Raw genomic sequence first — 18,967 nt, 5'->3', positions numbered from 1 at the left:
TCGCTCAAATTGCGGAGCAAAAATTAAAATAGCTACAGCCGAAGCTTTTATAAAGTATGCAGAAACAAAAATTCTTAAAGATAAATGGTCCGTCGATGCTGTAGTAGGTTATTGTAAAAATGACCCTGCTTGGAAGGATGAATATATTGTTTCTACTAAAACATTGTACAACTATATTGATAAAGGCTTTTTATCTGTACGCAATATAGATTTACCTTTAAAACTACGCTTAAAACCTAAGAATAAAAGAATTAAGCAAAATAAGCGTATCTTAGGTAAAAGTATTGATTTAAGACCAGAAGAAGTAAATACCCGTGAAGAATTCGGACATTGGGAAATAGATACTGTCATTGGTAAAAAGTCCGGTGATAATGCTCTCTTGACTCTAACAGAGCGTAAGTCCCGTTATGAAATAATGATAACTTTAAATGCTAAAGATAGTAAATCTGTTGATGATTCAATAAAAAAGCTTATGGATAAGATGGGCTTAAGGCTGATTTTGACTATTGTCAGTCCTATTCTACATGATTTTTTCACAGTGGTGTTGCATTTAATATTGCAATTTAAGAATTTATTAAAAATTCTATAAGCTTATTAATATTATTTTTAATGCCTTCTATACTGCTATCTTGAAAATTCAATTCTAAAACCTTAATTTTGCTTTCTGAAGGTAGTATATTTTCTTCTTTCAAATCATGTATGAATATTACTTTCTCTTCTTCTAAATACTCATTAATATTATCCTTATTTACTTTAACAACTTCTATGCCTAAATTTTTAAAGAAATAATCAAATTTATTAGAAGCTGCTAATATTTTATATTCCTTTACCTTTTCTAAAGCTGGAGCTGTTTCTTTTATAAAATTCTCAATTTCCTTAATAATGTCATTATAGTTTTTTTCATAATAATCTCTATTTGCTATATCATTTTCTTGTAATGCCATCTTTGTATTATATAAAGCTATTTTATACTCATTAATTCCCAAATAATAATAGGGATTTGCTTCTTCTTTAGAATCTGCTTGCATACTCATTGGATAGATTCCTCTAGCTATATTTATACTTCTTATTTTTTTATCTATATTATTCCTTTCTTTATCCCTTAATCTTTTTCTTCCTTCATTTATTTTATCTATAAAATCTTTATTCTCTAAATCACTATAAATTAATAAATCATTATTTAACACACTTTCTAAAATCGTATCATCTATTTTATAGTCTTTAAGTTCTTCATTGTTTTTAACTAAATAATCTACATTATGTTTATCCTTAACTAAACTCATTATCATTCTATATTGATGTTCATTTATAGCAACTATATCTAACTTTTCATTTTGTTGAATTTCTTCTTCAGAATTCATTGTTGCCTCTAAAGAATTTCCAGATATATTTAAAAATAAAAATAAACTAAAAGTAAAAATTATCAATATGTAAGTTAACTTTTTCATTTAACTTCCTCCAAAACTATATCTATAGTTCATTAGAACTAATATTATCATTATAATACCATAAATACAATTTCTTTTTCTTAAAATTCGGTTACATTTATGTTAATTAATTCCTTAAAATTCCTTTTATCAAAAATTTATTATTCCCATTTATCTTTCTTTTTCTTATCTTTTTGGATAAAATATATTAATAAGATACTTTAGAAAGGATATTAATTATGGTTTTTTATGTTAATAGTTTAGAAGAAACTACTAAAATCGGATTTTTACTAGGTAAACTTGTACAGCCTAGTGATGTCATTTGCTTAACTGGTGATTTAGGTACAGGTAAAACTCATATAACAAAAGGTATTGCTAAAGGTTTAGGAATTGAAGAACATATAACAAGCCCAACCTTTACAATAGTAAATGAATATGATTCAGGCAGGCTAAAATTCTATCATTTTGATGTTTATAGAGTTAGCGATCCAGATGAAATTTATGCAATTGGTTTCGATGAATACATATTTTCCGATGGAGTTTCTGTAATAGAATGGGCAAATTATATAGAAGAAATCTTGCCAAAAGAATTTTTACATATTTATATAGAAAAAGATTTATCAAAGGGAGAGAATTTTAGAAAAATAACTATTACTCCTTATGGAGAAAGATACAATTATATAAAGGAGTTGAAAATATGAATATTTTAAGTATTGATTCTTCCTCAAAGGTAGCAACAACAGCAGTTTTAAATGAAAATGGCTTAATTGCAGAATATACTTTAAATAATAAATTAGAACATTCAGTATTATTAATGGATATGATTGATAATTTATTAAAGGATTCTAATTTAACAATAGATAATATAGATGGTTTTGTAGTATCTAAAGGCCCTGGTTCTTTTACAGGCTTAAGAATAGGAATGGCAACAATTAAAGGCTTGAGCTTTGGTGCTGATAAACCTTATGTAAGTATATCAAGCCTTGATGCTTTAGCTTATTCCCTAATAAATTTTGATGGTATTATATGCCCTATTATGGATGCTTTAAGAGATAGTGTATATACTTGCCTTTACAAAAATAATAATGGAAAGTTGGAAGCCTTAATGGATTATGCTGCTCTAGATTTAGAAGAGCTAGTAACTCTTTTAAAAGAAAAAGGAGAAAAAGTTATTTTTACTGGTGATGGACTAGTAAAACATAAGGAGTATCTAATGAATAATCTTGATAACTGTTACTTCCCTCCTAATCATTTAAGTATAATTAGGGCTTCATCTCTTGGAGAACTAGGATTAAAACTATTATTAGAAAATAAAGCTGATGATCCAAATTCAGCTCCATTTTATCTAAAAAAGCCTCAAGCTCAAAGGGAATTAGAAAAGAGGTTAGCTCTAAAAGATGAACATAACATATAAAACAATGAGTAAAAAAGATGTGGAAGGGGTATTTAAAGTAAGTACTTTGTCTTTTAAAACACCTTGGAGCAAAACTTCAATTTCAAATGAAATTAATAATCCTCTTGCTAAATACATAGTTGCAATTGATAACACAAACAATGAAGTCATTGGTTTTATAGGTGCATGGATAATTGCTGGTGAAGCAGATATTATGAATGTTGCAGTACACCCTGACTACAGGAAACTTGGAATAGCCAGCAAGCTTTTATCTTCATTAATAACTTTATGCAAAAATCTTAATTGCTCAAAAATTAATTTAGAAGTAAAAGCCTCAAATATTCCAGCCCAAAATTTATATAAAAAATTTTCCTTTGTTGAAAATGGATTAAGAAAAGGATATTACCAAGATACTGGAGAAGATGCAATTTTAATGCAGTTCACAGTTCACAATCCACAGTCAACAGCTACTGATGCTTTTTATCAGAACTAAAAATTCTAAAACAAAAGAGTTATTCTATAATAATCTCTATAGAATAACTCTTCATTATTTACTTATATTTTCATCCTTACTGAAAATTTTCCTTAACTGTGCACAATACACTTATGTCTAATCTATGCTCTTGCTTCTTTTCTATAAAGTGCCTTTTCAAGTCTTTCGTGTAATACATAGTTTATTATACCGACAATTACCGCTTTAATTCCGTTAAATGGCAATAAACCTGCGGTGACATAATAAATCATTTCTTCCGGACTCATTTGCATTCTATATAAAGGAATTAATATATATACATTCGCTAATATCCCTATTATTTCAACAGATAATAGTCCAAATAACATTCCTATTAATAATGATTTTTTAGTATTATTTCTCTTATAAATAATTGCTGGCGGCAACACCAAGGAAACTCCAATTATAAAGTTTGCTAGTTCTCCTACACCAGCACTACTTGTACCTTTTACTACTAAGATAAGTAAATTTTTTATAAGCTCAATTACAACTGCTGCCATCGGGCCAAATGCTAGTCCCCCTATCAATGCTGTCACATCACTTAAATCAATTTTTAACCATGGAAATGGAAAAAATGGTATAGGGAAATCAAAATACATTAATATTACTGACATTGCCCCTAAAAGTGATATTTTGATAAACTTGTTTAAGTTTTGATTTTGATAATTTTTCATTCTTTCTCCTCCCAAACTCATTGTCTCAGGGAACTGGCGTAGATTAGAATAATTTGGTGATATTTTATTAACACAATCCTTCTCTTTTATCAATAAAAAAACCTGATGTAAAATTTACATCAGGGCTTCATACATGCAAAAAGAAAGATGCATTAATAATTAAATTAAGCTATCTCACCACATATACCTTCTTTCATCCAGACTATACTGTCGGCTTCGGAGTTTCACCGAATCGTGCTATAAACTAGCTCGCGGGCTATACCGCCGGTGGGGAATTACGCCCCGCCCTGAAGATAATGTTATTTATTTTTATTACTCTTATATTATATGCTATAGTTATTATTTTGACAAGCAAAATTTTTAACCATTTACAAGTCCTTCATAGATAAAGAAATTCTTTTTTTCTTAACATCCACATCTATTATTTTTACATCAACTATATCTCCAACCTTAACTACCTCTAAAGGATGTTTTATAAATTTATAAGACATTTGACTCTTATGAACTAAACCATCTTGATGAACTCCTATATCAACAAAGGCTCCAAAATCAGCTACATTTCTAACAGTTCCTTTTAATACTAATCCTGGAGTTAAATCCTCCATATTGATTATTCCTGTTTTTAATATAGGCTTTGGCATTTCTTCTCTTGGATCTCTTCCTGGCTTTTTTAATTCTTTTATTATGTCTAAAAGGGTTGGCTCTCCTACCTTTAGACTTTCAAGAAGTTTCTCTATTCCTACTTTCTTTACCCTATCTTCTATATCTGTTAACTTTCTATTTTTTAAATCTTCTATGGTATATCCAAGTTCCTTTATTAAGCTTCTCGCCACGTCATAGGACTCTGGATGGACTGAAGTATTGTCTAAAGGTTCATCACTCTCCATAACTCTTAAAAAGCCAGCGCATTGTTCAAAAACCTTTGATCCCAATCTCTTTACTTTTAAAAGCTCTTTTCTATTTTTAAAGGCTCCTATTTCATTTCTATATTCAACTATATTATTAGCTATAGTAGAATTTATTCCTGAAATATAAGTTAATAAAGATGGGGTAGCTATATTTAAATCTACTCCTACTTTATTTACACAATCTTCTACTACACCAGTTAAGGATTCATCTAATTTTTTAGGACTGATATCATGTTGATATTGTCCTATTCCTAAAGCTTTTGGATCAATTTTAACTAATTCAGCCATAGGATCTTGAAGTCTTCTTCCTATTGAAATTGCTCCTCTTATAGTTACGTCTAAATCAGGATATTCCTTAGATGCAAGTTCTGAAGCAGAATATACTGATGCCCCTGCTTCTGATACAATAACATAAGATACTTCCTTGCCACTTTCACTTTTCATTTCAGAAATGATTTCTGAAATAACTTCTTCTGATTCTCTTGAAGCAGTTCCATTTCCTAGAGATATAACATCTACATTATATTTTTTTATTAATCCCTTAAGTATTTCCTTTGTCTCTTCTATTCTATTTTGTGGAGCTGTTGGATATACTGTTGCCTTATCTAAAAACTTTCCTGTGCTATCTAAAATTGCAACTTTACAGCCAGTTCTAAAACCAGGGTCAAAACCCATTACAACTTTACCTTTAATTGGAGGCTGCATTAATAAAGACTTTAAGTTTTCTTTAAAAATTTTTATTGCTCCTTCTTCTCCACGATTTGTAAGTTCATTTCTAACTTCTCTTTCTATAGATGGGTATATTAATCTTTTTAAAGAATCTTTTATTGCCAGCTTTAAATATTCATCTGTTATAAGATTTGATTTTAATATTTCTTTCTCTAAATAATTAATTATTTTTTCTTCATCTACTACTATTTTTACCTGAAGAACTTTTTCTTTTTCTGCCCTATTAATTGCTAAAATTCTATGAGATGGTATTTTGCTTACTTCTTCACTATAATCATAATACATCTCATAAGGAGTATCTTCTTCACTGTCTCCTTTAGTTTCTATTTTACCTTCCTTTAAAACTAAACTTCTTATCCATTTTCTATACTTAGCTTCATCAGAAATAACTTCTGCTATTATATCTAAAGCTCCATTTATAGCATCTTCCTTATTATTTACTTCTTTTTCTTCATCTATATATTTCTTTATTTCTTCTTCTATATTTCCCTTAAAGCTTCCATCTAAAATTAAATCTGCTAAAGGCTTTAATCCCTTTTCTAAAGCTTTAGTTGCCCTAGTTCTCTTTTTTTGCTTATAAGGTCTATAAATATCCTCAACTTCTGTTAAAGATGAAGCATTTTCTAAAGCTTTAACTATTTCTTCAGTTAATTTTCCTTGTTCTTCAATTAATCTTTTTACATCTTCTTTTCTTTCCTTTAAATTTCTAAGATATATTAGCCTTTCATGAAATTCTCTTAAAACTTCATCACTTAAACCACCAGTCTGTTCCTTTCTATATCTTGAGATAAAAGGTACTGTATTCCCAGCATCTAAGAGTTCTATTACATTATTTACTTGAGTTATACTTATCTTAAGCTCTGATGAAAGCTTACCTGCTATATCTACCATAATTTCCTCCTAGTTAAAATTATTAGCCTTAAATTTACATAATGTTATTATAATACAATATTTAGCTTTAATAAAATATTTATATTTTATTAAAGGAATACATATTGATACAAAAGTAAATTACAAGTATAATTTAAATGTAAAATATTTCCAGAGGTGATTGTATTGAAAAAGCTTGGTTTTATTATTAGCAGACTAATCAACATATTATTAATTTTTTTCATTATATTTATTATTTTAAATGATTATCATATTATAGATTTTTCTAATACAGTAAAATATATTTTATATTTTCTAACTTTTATCTTAATTCTTATTTCTGCTACCAAGGAATTAATTTTAAATAAATCTGGATTATCAAAATTTATTAATTTTATAATATTATTTTGTTCAATAGCAGGTGGAGTATTTTCAATTCAAGCAAATCAAATTAATATTTTAATATATATATGTATTATTTCTTCTCTAATATATTGCTTTATTGAATTAGTTTATAGAAGGGCATAAAAAATTCTTTTAGTTTACTTTCATATTATTTAACCTCATTTAATATGATTAACTATAATTAATTTATGAGGTAAGTATATGAAAAGGAAATTAATCTATTTTACATCATTATTTATAATTATCATCTTACTAGGTTTATCTGTATTTTTTAATTTTACATATTCACCTTTTAACGCTGATAATGTGAAAAATAATATTGCCCTATTTTCTTCAGAAACCTATGAGGGAAGGCTTCCAGGAACTAATGGAAATATACTAGTTGGCGAAATAATAAAGCAAAACTTTCAAAATAATAATTTAATTCCTCTAAATGAAGATTATAAAGAAAGCTTTAAAGCCCTTTGCCCAGTTAAAGAAAATTCCATGCCTTTTATTAAGATATTATCAGAAGACAAGGTTATAGAAATTCTTAAATATGGAGTAGATTATAAAGAAGATATGCTTAATTTTAGAAATAACACAATTAGTTTTTCTAATGAAGATAAAATTAATATATATACAAATTCTTTTGAAGTTATAACTGATCAATCTAATTGTTTATTTTATGTACCTAAAAATAATAATTTTTCCTTTAGAAGTTCCTTTATGAGCGATTTTCCTTATGATATGTTAATTGCTATTACTACTGACACTTACAATAAAATTCTTGATGCAGTTAGGAATAATTTAACAATTTCTGTCCATATACCATTTAAAACTACTGAAAAAGAATTATTCAATGTAGTAGGAGTAATTGAAGGAAAATCAGATGAACTTCCACCTCTTATATTAACTGCTCATTTTGATCATTTAGGCAAGGATGGACTTAATAATACTTATAAAGGTGCCTTGGATAATGCTTCTGGAACTTCATTTTTATTGGAACTTCAACGTTCATTAAGCAGCTTCAAGAAACCTAAACGTGATATTATATTTGTTGCCTTAAATGCTGAAGAATTTGGCTTGCTAGGCTCCAAGAGTTTTGCAGAAAAAAATTATGATATTATAAAAGATGCAGAAGTAATAAATTTTGATATGATAGGAAGCGAAGATTATCCATTAACCTTAATGCTTGGAACTGCTTCAAAAGATAAAGAATCTAAATTATTAGCTTCTATATTAGAAATAGCTAAGGATAATAAAGTTAAAACTGAAATAGTATATGAAGACGCTAGCGACCACGCAAGCTTTAATAATGCAGGAATTGACGCTTTAAGCTTATGCCATAGTGATACAAGAAGAATTCATACTCCTAATGACACAGTTGAATATATAAGTACTAAGGCAATAAAAAGTGCCTATTCAGTTATTCAGAATAAGATTTATGATTCCTGCTATGATAATTTGACAATATTCTTTTATACTAAATCTTCAATAATTGCATTCTCAACTTTATTAGTTATTCTAATTATAATTCCATTTGTATTAAATAAAAAAGAAAAGAAAACAAATTAAAAATTTCAGACAAAAAAAGAAGATTGAAAACAATCTTCTTTTTTTGTCTGATCAAAATTCACAGCTAAATACTAAACTACTGACTTTTAAGATATGCTACAATAAAATTATCTATTTCACCATTCATAACAGCATTTAAATTAGCTGTCTCTTCATTAGTTCTATGATCTTTAACCAAATTATATGGATGGAATACATAAGATCTTATTTGACTTCCCCAGCCCATATCCTTTAGTTCTCCTGTTAAATCTTCTATCTTCTCTTTATGAGCTCTTTCTTTTAATTCAATCAGCTTTGCCTTAAGCATTGCCATTGCTGCTTCTTTATTAGCAAATTGACTTCTTTCACTTTGGCATTGCACCACTATACCTGTCTTTAAATGGGTAATTCTTATAGCTGATTCAGTTTTATTAACATGTTGACCACCAGCTCCACTTGCTCTAAAAGTATCAACCTTAATATCTTCAGCTTTTATTTCTATATCCTGATCTTTTGTTAATTCAGGTAATACTTCCACAGAAGCAAAGGAAGTTTGTCTTTTTCCATTGGCATTAAAAGGCGAAATTCTAACTAATCTATGAATTCCCTTTTCTGCTTTTAAATATCCATATGCAAATTCACCTATTACCTTTAAAGTAACACTTTTAATTCCTGCTTCATCCCCCTCAAGATAATCAAGAGTTTCTACCTTATAACCTTTCTTCTCACACCATCTAGTGTACATTCTAAGCAGCATTTCTGTCCAATCATTTGCATCAGTGCCACCAACACCTGCATGTAAAGTAACTATTGCATTATTTCCATCATATTCTCCAGATAAAAGCAACTCTATTTTATAAGCATTTACTTCTTTTTCAATACTTCTTATCTCAGCTATAATCTCATTTACTGTTTCTTCATCATCATCTTCTAGTAGTTCTGCTAGAACTTCAACATCCTCTACTCTTCTATTTAAAGAATCATATCTCTCTAGCTTATATTTAATTCTTTTACTTTCCTTTGTAACTTCTTCAGCCCTTTTTATATCTTGCCAAAAATCCTTTTCCTGCATTTTTAAATCAAGCTCTTGTAATTCCTTTAAAAGTACTTCCCTGTCAAAGAGAAGCCCCCATTTCCTTTATATTTTTCTTTATGTCACTAAGTTTAGATAATTCTGCTTCTAATCTAACTATCATTCTACCACCCTAACTTTAATTTTTATTACTTAAATCACCTATATATATAATAAATAAAATAATAATCCTTTATATGTTAATAAAAAAAGTTCACAGTTCACAATTTACAGTACACAATTTCGGATAAAACTACTAGTTAGTTTTTAAAATTTAAGTCACATCAACTAAAAAGTAGCTGGTAAAAAATTTGTTACTAAACTAAGCTGAAGTATTTCCTTAACTGCGGACTGTGCCTTGTGAACTATGCACTATTTAGATTTAATTTTTACTGTTTTAACTCTGAATTAATTTGTATATAATTCTTTAATATTTTACGCTTCTCTTCCATGGCAGTTCTTATATTTTTTACCACTTCCACAAGGACAAGGATCATTTCTGCCTACCTTGTTTTCATTTCTAACCGGCTGTTTCTTTGTATCAGAAGTACTGCTGCTTCCTGCATGTTGAGCTGCTGTTACTTGAGCAACTCTTTCTCTTTCCACAGGTTCTTCTTTTTTGATTTGAACATGGAATAGGAATTTGACTGTGTCAACTTTAATTCCATGAATCATTTCCTCAAACATAGCACTACCTTCCATTTGATATGCTTGAATTGGATCTACTTGTTTATAAGCTCTTAGCCCCATACCTTGTTTTAAATGATCCATGTTATCTATATGATCCATCCATCTTCTATCAACTGATCTAAGAAGAATTACTCTTTCTAATTCTCTCATTCTTTCTGCGCCAAATTCTTCTTCCTTAGAATCATAAATCTTATATAAGATTTCTAATAATTTTTCAATTACATTATTTACTGATAAATTCAATATATCTTGAGCTTTAACTACTCCCTTAGGCAGGCAAATATCTTCTAAATATTTAATAAGCTTGTTAGAAACTTCTTCTTTATTTTCAACATTACCTTCTAAATGACCTCTAACAGCATCTTCCACAACATCTTTTGTCATAGATAAAATTTGATCTTTTATATCCTTGCCTTCAAGAACTTCTGCTCTTTGCTTATAGATAACTTCTCTTTGCATATTCATTACATCGTCATATCCTAAAAGATTCTTTCTAATATCAAAGTTATTACCTTCAACCTTCTTTTGAGCATTTTCTATTGCCTTAGTAACCATTTTATTATCTATTGCTTCATCATCCTCTAATCCAAGTTTATCCATTAAAGCTTGAATTTTTTCTGATCCAAATATTCTCATTAAATCATCTTCTAAAGATATATAGAACACTGATTCACCTGGATCTCCTTGACGGCCAGCTCTACCCCTTAACTGGTTATCTATTCTTCTTGATTCATGTCTTTCTGTACCTATTATTTTAAGTCCTCCGACTTCCCTAACACCTTCGCCAAGTTTAATATCTGTACCTCTACCAGCCATATTAGTAGCTATTGTAACACTTCCTAATTCTCCAGCATGAGATATTATTTCTGCTTCTTGTTCATGATACTTAGCATTAAGCACTTTATGAGGAATTCCCCTTTTCTTTAATAAGGAAGATAAATATTCTGATTTTTCAATACTTACAGTACCAACTAAAACTGGCTGACCTTTTTTATGACTTTCTACTATTTCTTCAATAATAGCTTTATATTTTCCCTTAGTATTTTTGTATATTAAATCAGTTCTATCAATTCTAGCAACAGGTTTATTGGTTGGTATAACTATAACATCAAGGGCATAAATTTCTCTAAATTCATTTTCTTCTGTTAAAGCTGTACCAGTCATACCTGATAGTTTATTATACATTCTGAAATAATTTTGGAAAGTTATAGTTGCAAGAGTTTTTGATTCTCTTTCAATTTTAACTCCTTCTTTAGCCTCTATTGCTTGGTGAAGACCATCAGAATATCTTCTACCTTCCATAAGTCTACCAGTAAATTCATCAACTATTATTACTTGCCCATCTTTTACCATATAATCCTTATCTCTTTTCATTACATAGTTAGCTTTTAGGGCTTGAGTAATATAATGTTGTAATTCTAAGTTGCTAGCATCTGCATAGTTTTCAAGTCCAAAGGCTCTTTCTGCCTTTGCAACACCTTCATCTGTAAGCATTACAGAATTTGCTTTCTCATCAATTGTAAAGTCCTTTTCTGCAATTAACTGTTTTACAAAATTATCAGCCACACTATAGAACTTTGTAGACTTATCTCCAACACCAGATATTATAAGGGGTGTTCTAGCTTCATCTATTAAAATAGAGTCAACTTCGTCTACAACCGCAAAATTTAATTCTCTTTGAACTCTTTCTTCCTTATAAATTACCATATTATCTCTTAGGTAATCAAAACCAAACTCATTATTTGTTCCATAAGTTATATCTGCTGCATAAGCTTCTCTTCTTTGTTTTGATGTTAAACCATGTACAATACAGCCTGTAGTTAAACCTAAGAAATGATATAATTTTCCCATCCACTCTTCGTCTCTTTTTGCAAGGTAATCATTAACTGTTACCAAGTGTACTCCCTTACCTGTAAGAGCATTTAAATATAATGGTAATGTTGCAACTAATGTTTTACCTTCACCAGTTTTCATTTCTGCAATTCTTCCTTGGTGAAGAACCATACCACCAATAAGTTGCACTCTATAATGTTTCATTCCCAATACTCTAGAAGCTGCTTCTCTACAAACAGCAAAAGCCTCTACTAAAAGATCATCTAATGTTTCTCCATTTGCTAATCTTTGCTTAAATTCATCTGTTTTTGCTCTTAACTCAGCATCTGAAAGCTTTTGCATACTTTCATCTAGCGCTTCTATTTTATCAGCTATTTTTTCAAGTTTTCTAACTTCTCTTTCACTATATGTTCCAAATATTTTTTCTAATATTCCCATATTAATTTCCCTTCCGCTGTTTACTTATTTTTAATTACGTATAAAATATATTCCTATTTTATAAATTATACCATTATATTATAATTCAATTCAAGAAATTACCCTATATTTATTATCAGTTATGTTTTTTTAGTTAGTTTATATTAAAAAATTAATATTTTATTAATAATATTTTTTTATTTTTTATTTTTTATTTTTCAACATTAAAATTTTATTATTCATTAAAAAGAGCCACTACAAAATTCTTCGTAATGGCTCCTAATTACACTCTATATTTATAGCTTTTCAATTCTCTTAAAATTATCTATATTATCAACTGCGAATTGTGAACTACTTAAATGTATTCTGGTTCTAATAGGCCATAATCTCCATCATTTCTCTTATATACTACAGATACTTTATTTGCATCTGCATCTTCATATACAAAGAAGTTATGTCCAAGTAGTTCCATTTGCAATACAGCTTCATCTATTGTCATTGGTTTTATTACAAACTTTTTAGTTTTTACTACTTTTCCATTTGTTTCAACCACATCATCTTTTTCATTATAATCTTCATATGTTGGAAATCTCAATGATTCATGACTTCTCTTAGATAATTTTGTTCTTTGTTTTCTAATTCTTCTTTCTAATTTATTAACAACTAAATCTATTGATTTATACATATCTTCAGTTTCTTCTTCAGCCCTTAAAATTATTCCATTAAAAGGTATTGTAACTTCGACCCTTTGTTTATCCTTTTGAACAGAAAACTTCACCTTTGCTTCTACATCAAAATTGAAATATTTTTTAATTTTTGAAAGTTTTTTCTCCATCATTTCCTTTAAAGCTGGTGTTGCTGTAGTGTTTTTTGCTATTACTGAAACTTTCATATAGGTCGCCCCTCTCCTGTAATTTAAATATTAAATTTAAATTTTTAAATTTAATATTTGTTACTTATATTATACTTCCCTTGATAGCCTTTAACAATATTTATTTTCTGAATTAACAGAAAATTCTCTCTATTTTGCTTAACATAACTTACTTTTTCTTTATATTTTACTGTTTTTCGCAAAAAAATCTCCATCAGTAATAATACTGATGGAGATTTTCTTGTAAAGTTATTTGACCTGGATTTTGCCCCCACACTCGCCTACTGGAGCTTTTGCTACTAGGAATTACCCCCTCACTACTAACCCTCTCAATTTCTTGGTAGGACTTACTTCTATACCGCACCATGCTCATTAGGAATTTTTCCTAACTTACGTGGATCGTTTTGCCTGCGACTAGCATCGACTTTCATCCACAAACCTAACTTTACATTATTATTATATATAACTTTTAGCAACTGTCAATATTTTTATTTCTTTGACTCCGTTTTCTTTTAAAATTTTTTCGCATTCTAATAAAGTGGCACCAGTTGTAATTACATCATCTATAAGAATTATTCTTTTATCTTTTACATTATTGGTATTTTTTAATTTAAAGGCATTTTTTATATTTATGAATCTTTCTTCCCTTGATAAAATTTTCTGTTCCTTTGTATTTTTTATTTTTATTAGGTCATTATAAACTGGTATATCTAATTTTTCCCCCAATATTCTCGCCATTATTTCACATTGATTAAAACCTCTTCTTCTCAAAGTTTCTTTACTGCAAGGAACATATAATATACCATCAGCTTCTATTTTATTTTCCTGAATTAGTTCATATAAAAAATCTGCTAAAATATTTCCAGCTAAAAAAACTTTTTTATATTTAAATTTTAATATTATTTCTTTTATAACTCCGCTATAATATGCATAAGAATATATTTCTGAATTCTCCTTAACCCTTTGTATTTTACTTAAGCATAAAGGACATACCCCTATATATTCTTCACCACATACTATGCATTTATTATCTGGAGGATAAATTATATATAATAATTCATTTATTATTGTTTTTAATATTTTAATAATCCCTTTTCCCATATTTCTTTATTATAATTCCTTGTAATATTTTTAGCCAATTCCATATCTTCTGTAAGTGTTTTTGATACTAAAATTATTTCTCCCAAAGATTTATTACTGTTTTTACCTGCTTCTGCACATAAAAAAACTAATTTTTTATAAGTAAAAATAGAATAATCACACATTAAAACTATAATATTAATATTTATTCCCTTTAAATCTGAGTAACTTTTAAAATTATTTGTAATCACAAAAATAGCTTTATTTTTTTCTTTATATAAAGCATCAATTTTTTTATTATCGTCATTTTTTAAGAATTTTATTATTTTAGTATCTTTAGCCTTTAATAATTCTGTATAATTTTCATATATTTTATTCACATTATCTTCATATGGGGCAAAAATAATTACCTTACTCTTATTTTGTTTAAACCAAAATAAATAATCATATAATTTATATGGGACTTCTTCTTCTAAATTAACTTTAGTATTCATTATTCTAGGTTCTATAAAAGGACTATTTCTTCTTAAATCAGATATATAAATTACTTCACCACTGTTTATTACTTTTTCAATTGAGTATATGCTTATTTTCTTACAAAATAAGTATAAATGCTCGATAGCCTCTCTTATATTTGATTTAGTTAACTTTGAAAATAAACTTACATCATCAATAATACAAAAATCATATTGATGCTTTATTTTATTCAAATTCTTAAAATTTATAAAATTTAACTGGCTATTTACTTCTTCAATTGATATGTAAGAATATGTGAATTTTATATTAGTTTTTAATGAAGATACTAATTCCTTATTAATTTCTTCAGAATCCCATACATATAAAATTCGCTTATTTTCTTTTAATAAAAAGAAAATTAATTCTTTATATATCAATGGAGAGTTATAGGGACTAGTTATAATAGTTAATAATTTTCTTTTACCCCTATACCATTTATTTAGCAAGTAATTATATTTATTTAACTCTTCAATACGTATCAATCTATTATTCAAGATTAATAACCTCTCATTCCTCAGTAACCATATTATTATTTGTTATTTCCATAATTCTATATTTTAATGATGAATATCTTTCCATACTTCTTGTATTAGAAATCATATACTTTAATGCTTTTTCCATTCCTACTGTTACAACAAGTTCTTTAGCCCTTGTTATTGCTGTATATAATAGATTTCTATTCATTAGTAAAGGTGCTCCCATAAACACTGGAGAAATAACAACCTTAAATTCACTACCTTGACTTTTATGAATTGTAATTGCATAAGCAAGTTCTAATTCATCTAAATAAATAAAATCATAAACAACTCTTCTCTCATCATCAAAAATTACAGTTAAATTTTTCTCTTCTTCATTTATACTTTCAATGAATCCCATATCACCATTAAAAACTCCAACACCCTCCTTATCACCAACACCATTTACTCTTTCCCATCTTAAAGAATAGTTATTTTTAGTCTGCATTACCTTATCTCCTTCCCTAAAAATAACATCCTTTAATTCCTTTTCTCTTTTACTTTTAGATCTTGGATTTAAGATTTCTTGGAGTTTATTATTTAAATTTATTACGCCTAATTCTCCCTTTCTTGTTGGCGTTAGAATTTGTATATCTCTAAGCTTATCCCAGGAATTTTTAAAATTAGGAAGTCTTCTATTTATTAAATCTATTATTGTAAATAATATATCTTGAGGATTTTCTTTTTTCTCAAAAAAGAAATCTCCATCTCTTTTATTTAAATAAGGCATTTCTCCATTATTAATTTTGTGAGCATTAACTACTATAAGACTTTCCTTTCCCTGCCTAAAAATATCAGTAAGCCTTACAACTTTAATAAAATCACTTTCTATTAAATCCTTTAAGACATTTCCTGCTCCAACTGAAGGCAATTGATCCACATCTCCAACTATTATCAACCTTGTTCCAAGTTTTACTGCCTTAAGTAAATTATGCATAAGCATAACATCTATCATAGAAGCCTCATCTATTATTACAACATCAGCTTCTAGTGGCTCTGATTCTCCTTTAATAAAATAGGAATTGTCTTCATCATCACTTACTCCCATTTCAAGAAGCCTATGAATTGTTTTAGCTTCCCTTCCAGTAGATTCAGTCATCCTTTTTGCTGCCCTTCCTGTTGGAGCTCCAAGTAAAACTTTCATTCCATTATTTTCATATATTTCAATTATTGCTTTTATTATCGTTGTCTTACCTGTTCCAGGTCCCCCTGTTATTATTTCTATTCCATTTTCAAATGCTCCAATTATTGCCTCCTTTTGAGATGGAGCAAATTTAATTTTATTTTTCCTTTCAAAAGTTCTTATTTCATCTTCTACATCTGTATTTATAGTCCTAAAATTCTCTATACTTAAAGTTATTATTTTATTAGTAACACCTAGCTCACAATAATAGTAAGGCAAGGCAAAAACAGCCTCTATTCCATTTATATTCTCAATTTTTATTTTATTATCTAAAGCAAGATTTAATATATTCTCCTCAACTTCTTCTGTTTTTACCCCTAATATTTTCGAAACCTCCAACAACAACATTTCCTTAGGCATAAATGTATTACCGGAGGCGGAAAATTGATTTAATATATATTTTATTCCACTTTGTATTCTAAAAGGAGAATTATTTTCTATTCCAAGACTTCTAGCAATTCTATCAGCTGTTATAAAACCAATCCCTGAAATTTCATCTGAAAGAATATAAGGATTTTCCATTACAATATCTTTTGCATGAGGTCCAAACTTTTTATAAACCTTAATACATTGATTTGTAGACATTCCATGTCCTTGAAAAAATATTATTATCTCTTTTAAATCCCTATGTTCCAAATAAGATTCGTATATAATTTTATACTTCTTTTCACCTATACCTTCAACTTCTAATAATTTTTCTATATTATTATCTAATATTTCTAAAGTTTTTTCCTTAAATTTATTAACTATTCTTTTTGCTGTAATAGGGCCAATACCTTTTATTATTCCTGTACTTAAATATCTTTCTATGCCTTCTACAGAAGTGGGTAGTATTTCTTCATATTCTACAATATTAAACTGTTTCCCAAATTGTTTATGAATTACCCATTCTCCCTTTAATTTTACATTTTGGCCTTCTTTTAAGAATGGAGCAATCCCAACAGCACTTATACTATCTTTTTCTGTTCTTATTTTGGATACAACATAGCCTGTATCATCACTTTTGAATACAATCGAATCAACTATTCCATTTAAAATTTCCATATTAACGCTCCAAACCTTAAAATTTTATAATATTTTTTATTATTTATTATAGCATAATATTAATTTTATATAAAAATTTGTGCTAAACTATATTTGTAAAGATATCTATACAGGAGGTGTTTTTTATGATTATAAAAAACTGTAACATAATATATTTAGATAGAATAGAAAAAGGCTCTGTCTTAGTTGAAAACGGTAAAATAAAAGCAATTAACCCTGCTTCTTATAACACAGTGGAAGTAATTGACGGGGAAGGCCTATATCTTTCACCAGGTTTTATAGATGTTCATATTCATGGTGCTGGAGGATATGACACCATGGATGGAACTTATGAAGCTATAAATGAAATTTCTAAAACAATAGTAAAACACGGAACTACTTCTTTTACTCCTACTACTATGACAGTTGCTATAAGTGACATAAGAAAATCAATGGAAGCTATAAAAGAAGCTAAATTAAATGGTACTGATGGTGCAAATGTACTAGGAGCTCACCTTGAAGGACCTTTCATTAGTGGAAAAGCTATTGGTGCTCAAAATCCAAACTTTTTAGCTGAACCTACTTTAGAGAATTTTAAAGCTATGGTTGGAGATTGCGAAGATGCTGTTGTTTCAATTACAATTGCTCCAGAAATTCCTGGTGCAAAAGAACTGGCTAAGGAACTTTCCAGAAAAGGTATAGTTTGCTCTATAGGACATACAAAAGCTACTTATAGTGAAGCTATGGAAGGAATAAAATGCGGTTTTTCTCATGCTACACATCTATTTAATGCAATGACACCATTTACCCATAGGGAACCTGGTGTTGTTGGTGCAATATTTGATAGTGATATTACTACTGAAACTATTTCAGATGGAATACACATTTCATATCCTTCTTTAAGAATAGCTTATAAACAAAAAACTACAGACAAGGTTCTTTTAGTAACAGATGCAATGATGGCTTGTTGCATGCCTGATGGTATGTATACCCTTGGCGGGCAAGATGTTGTAGTTACGGAAGGAGCTGCAAGACTTGTAAGCGGATCATTAGCCGGATCAGTTTTAACATTAGATAAGGCAGTTTATAATGTATATAAAAATGTAGGATACCCTCTACATGAAGCAGTTAAAATGGCTACTTATAACGCTGCAAAACATTGTAAAGTTGATAATAAAAAAGGCCTTATAAAAGAAGGTTATGATGCAGACTTACTATTATTTGATGATGAAATCAATATTAAAAAAGTTTTTGTTGGCGGAAAGGAAGTTTATAGCGCTTAATTTATTTCAGCTAATATAAAATAAAGAGCCT

At 28.4% G+C, this 18,967-nt stretch carries 14 protein-coding genes, 1 pseudogene and 1 riboswitch; of the genes and pseudogenes, 6 read left to right on the top strand and 9 right to left on the bottom strand.

The window, feature by feature from the left end; translation table 11 throughout:
* Positions 1–487: pseudogene (locus tag KQI16_RS02985) on the top strand (IS30 family transposase); the annotation flags it as partial.
* A gap of 76 nt (positions 488–563) precedes the next feature.
* Here KQI16_RS02985 and KQI16_RS02980 read toward each other — a convergent pair.
* Entirely contained in the window at positions 564–1,448 is an 885-nt protein-coding gene (locus tag KQI16_RS02980; RefSeq protein ID WP_216432111.1) for a metal ABC transporter solute-binding protein, Zn/Mn family, read from the bottom strand.
* 218 nt (positions 1,449–1,666) lie between these two features.
* Here KQI16_RS02980 and tsaE point away from each other — a divergent pair, with 218 nt between their 5' ends.
* Genes tsaE through rimI form a run of 3 tightly spaced genes read left to right on the top strand, consistent with a single transcriptional unit; the run spans position 1,667 to position 3,313 of the window.
* Positions 1,667–2,128: a tRNA (adenosine(37)-N6)-threonylcarbamoyltransferase complex ATPase subunit type 1 TsaE gene (gene tsaE / locus KQI16_RS02975; RefSeq protein WP_216432110.1), complete on the top strand. Its 462-nt coding sequence runs from the start codon at positions 1,667–1,669 to the stop codon at positions 2,126–2,128.
* A complete protein-coding gene (gene tsaB, locus KQI16_RS02970) occupies positions 2,125–2,841 on the top strand; it encodes a tRNA (adenosine(37)-N6)-threonylcarbamoyltransferase complex dimerization subunit type 1 TsaB (RefSeq protein WP_216432109.1) in 717 nt (238 codons plus the stop codon). The genes tsaE and tsaB overlap by 4 nt, the downstream gene beginning before the upstream one ends.
* Entirely contained in the window at positions 2,825–3,313 is a 489-nt protein-coding gene (gene rimI, locus KQI16_RS02965) for a ribosomal protein S18-alanine N-acetyltransferase (protein ID WP_216432107.1), read from the top strand. The genes tsaB and rimI overlap by 17 nt, the downstream gene beginning before the upstream one ends.
* A 122-nt stretch (positions 3,314–3,435) precedes the next feature.
* On the opposite strand, the gene KQI16_RS02960 is transcribed toward rimI, so the two are convergent.
* Positions 3,436–4,005, bottom strand: a complete 570-nt coding sequence (locus KQI16_RS02960; protein ID WP_216432105.1) for an ECF transporter S component — start codon at positions 4,003–4,005, stop codon at positions 3,436–3,438.
* A gap of 181 nt (positions 4,006–4,186) precedes the next feature.
* A riboswitch (FMN riboswitch) is annotated at positions 4,187–4,304 on the bottom strand.
* 69 nt (positions 4,305–4,373) lie between these two features.
* Positions 4,374–6,533: a Tex family protein gene (locus KQI16_RS02955; protein ID WP_216432104.1), complete on the bottom strand. Its 2,160-nt coding sequence runs from the start codon at positions 6,531–6,533 to the stop codon at positions 4,374–4,376.
* Between the two features lie 585 nt (positions 6,534–7,118).
* Between KQI16_RS02955 and KQI16_RS02950 the strand changes: the two genes are divergently transcribed.
* A complete protein-coding gene (locus KQI16_RS02950) occupies positions 7,119–8,474 on the top strand; it encodes a M28 family metallopeptidase (protein ID WP_216432102.1) in 1,356 nt (451 codons plus the stop codon).
* A gap of 76 nt (positions 8,475–8,550) precedes the next feature.
* On the opposite strand, the gene prfB is transcribed toward KQI16_RS02950, so the two are convergent.
* The 6 genes from prfB to recD2 form a co-directional block, all read right to left on the bottom strand.
* Positions 8,551–9,649, bottom strand: a protein-coding gene (prfB, locus tag KQI16_RS02945; protein ID WP_216432101.1) for a peptide chain release factor 2 whose coding sequence is annotated in 2 segments (ribosomal slippage) — positions 8,551–9,573 and positions 9,575–9,649 — 1,098 coding nt in all. Because the reading frame shifts where the segments join, the coding sequence is not laid out codon by codon here.
* Between the two features lie 311 nt (positions 9,650–9,960).
* Complete coding sequence (gene secA / locus KQI16_RS02940; protein WP_216432100.1) at positions 9,961–12,486, bottom strand: preprotein translocase subunit SecA; 2,526 nt, start codon at positions 12,484–12,486, stop codon at positions 9,961–9,963.
* A 334-nt stretch (positions 12,487–12,820) separates the two neighbouring features.
* A complete protein-coding gene (gene hpf, locus KQI16_RS02935) occupies positions 12,821–13,357 on the bottom strand; it encodes a ribosome hibernation-promoting factor, HPF/YfiA family (protein WP_216432098.1) in 537 nt (178 codons plus the stop codon).
* Positions 13,358–13,792: 435 nt separating this feature from the next.
* A complete protein-coding gene (locus tag KQI16_RS02930; protein ID WP_216432097.1) occupies positions 13,793–14,437 on the bottom strand; it encodes a ComF family protein in 645 nt (214 codons plus the stop codon).
* Complete coding sequence (locus KQI16_RS02925) at positions 14,410–15,426, bottom strand: hypothetical protein (RefSeq protein ID WP_286172853.1); 1,017 nt, start codon at positions 15,424–15,426, stop codon at positions 14,410–14,412. The genes KQI16_RS02930 and KQI16_RS02925 overlap by 28 nt, the downstream gene beginning before the upstream one ends.
* A 13-nt stretch (positions 15,427–15,439) precedes the next feature.
* Positions 15,440–17,674 (bottom strand): SF1B family DNA helicase RecD2, encoded by a 2,235-nt coding sequence (recD2, locus tag KQI16_RS02920; RefSeq protein ID WP_216432096.1) that lies wholly within the window; start codon positions 17,672–17,674, stop codon positions 15,440–15,442.
* 125 nt (positions 17,675–17,799) lie between these two features.
* Between recD2 and nagA the strand changes: the two genes are divergently transcribed.
* Positions 17,800–18,936 (top strand): N-acetylglucosamine-6-phosphate deacetylase, encoded by a 1,137-nt coding sequence (gene nagA, locus KQI16_RS02915; RefSeq protein WP_216432094.1) that lies wholly within the window; start codon positions 17,800–17,802, stop codon positions 18,934–18,936.
* Positions 18,937–18,967: the final 31 nt, after the last annotated feature.

Source organism: Caproiciproducens sp. MSJ-32, assembly GCF_018918055.1.
Taxonomy (GTDB): domain Bacteria; phylum Bacillota; class Clostridia; order Clostridiales; family Clostridiaceae; genus Clostridium.
Note: the sequence above shows the minus strand (reverse complement) of the source record. Positions and strands in the feature narration are given on the sequence as shown.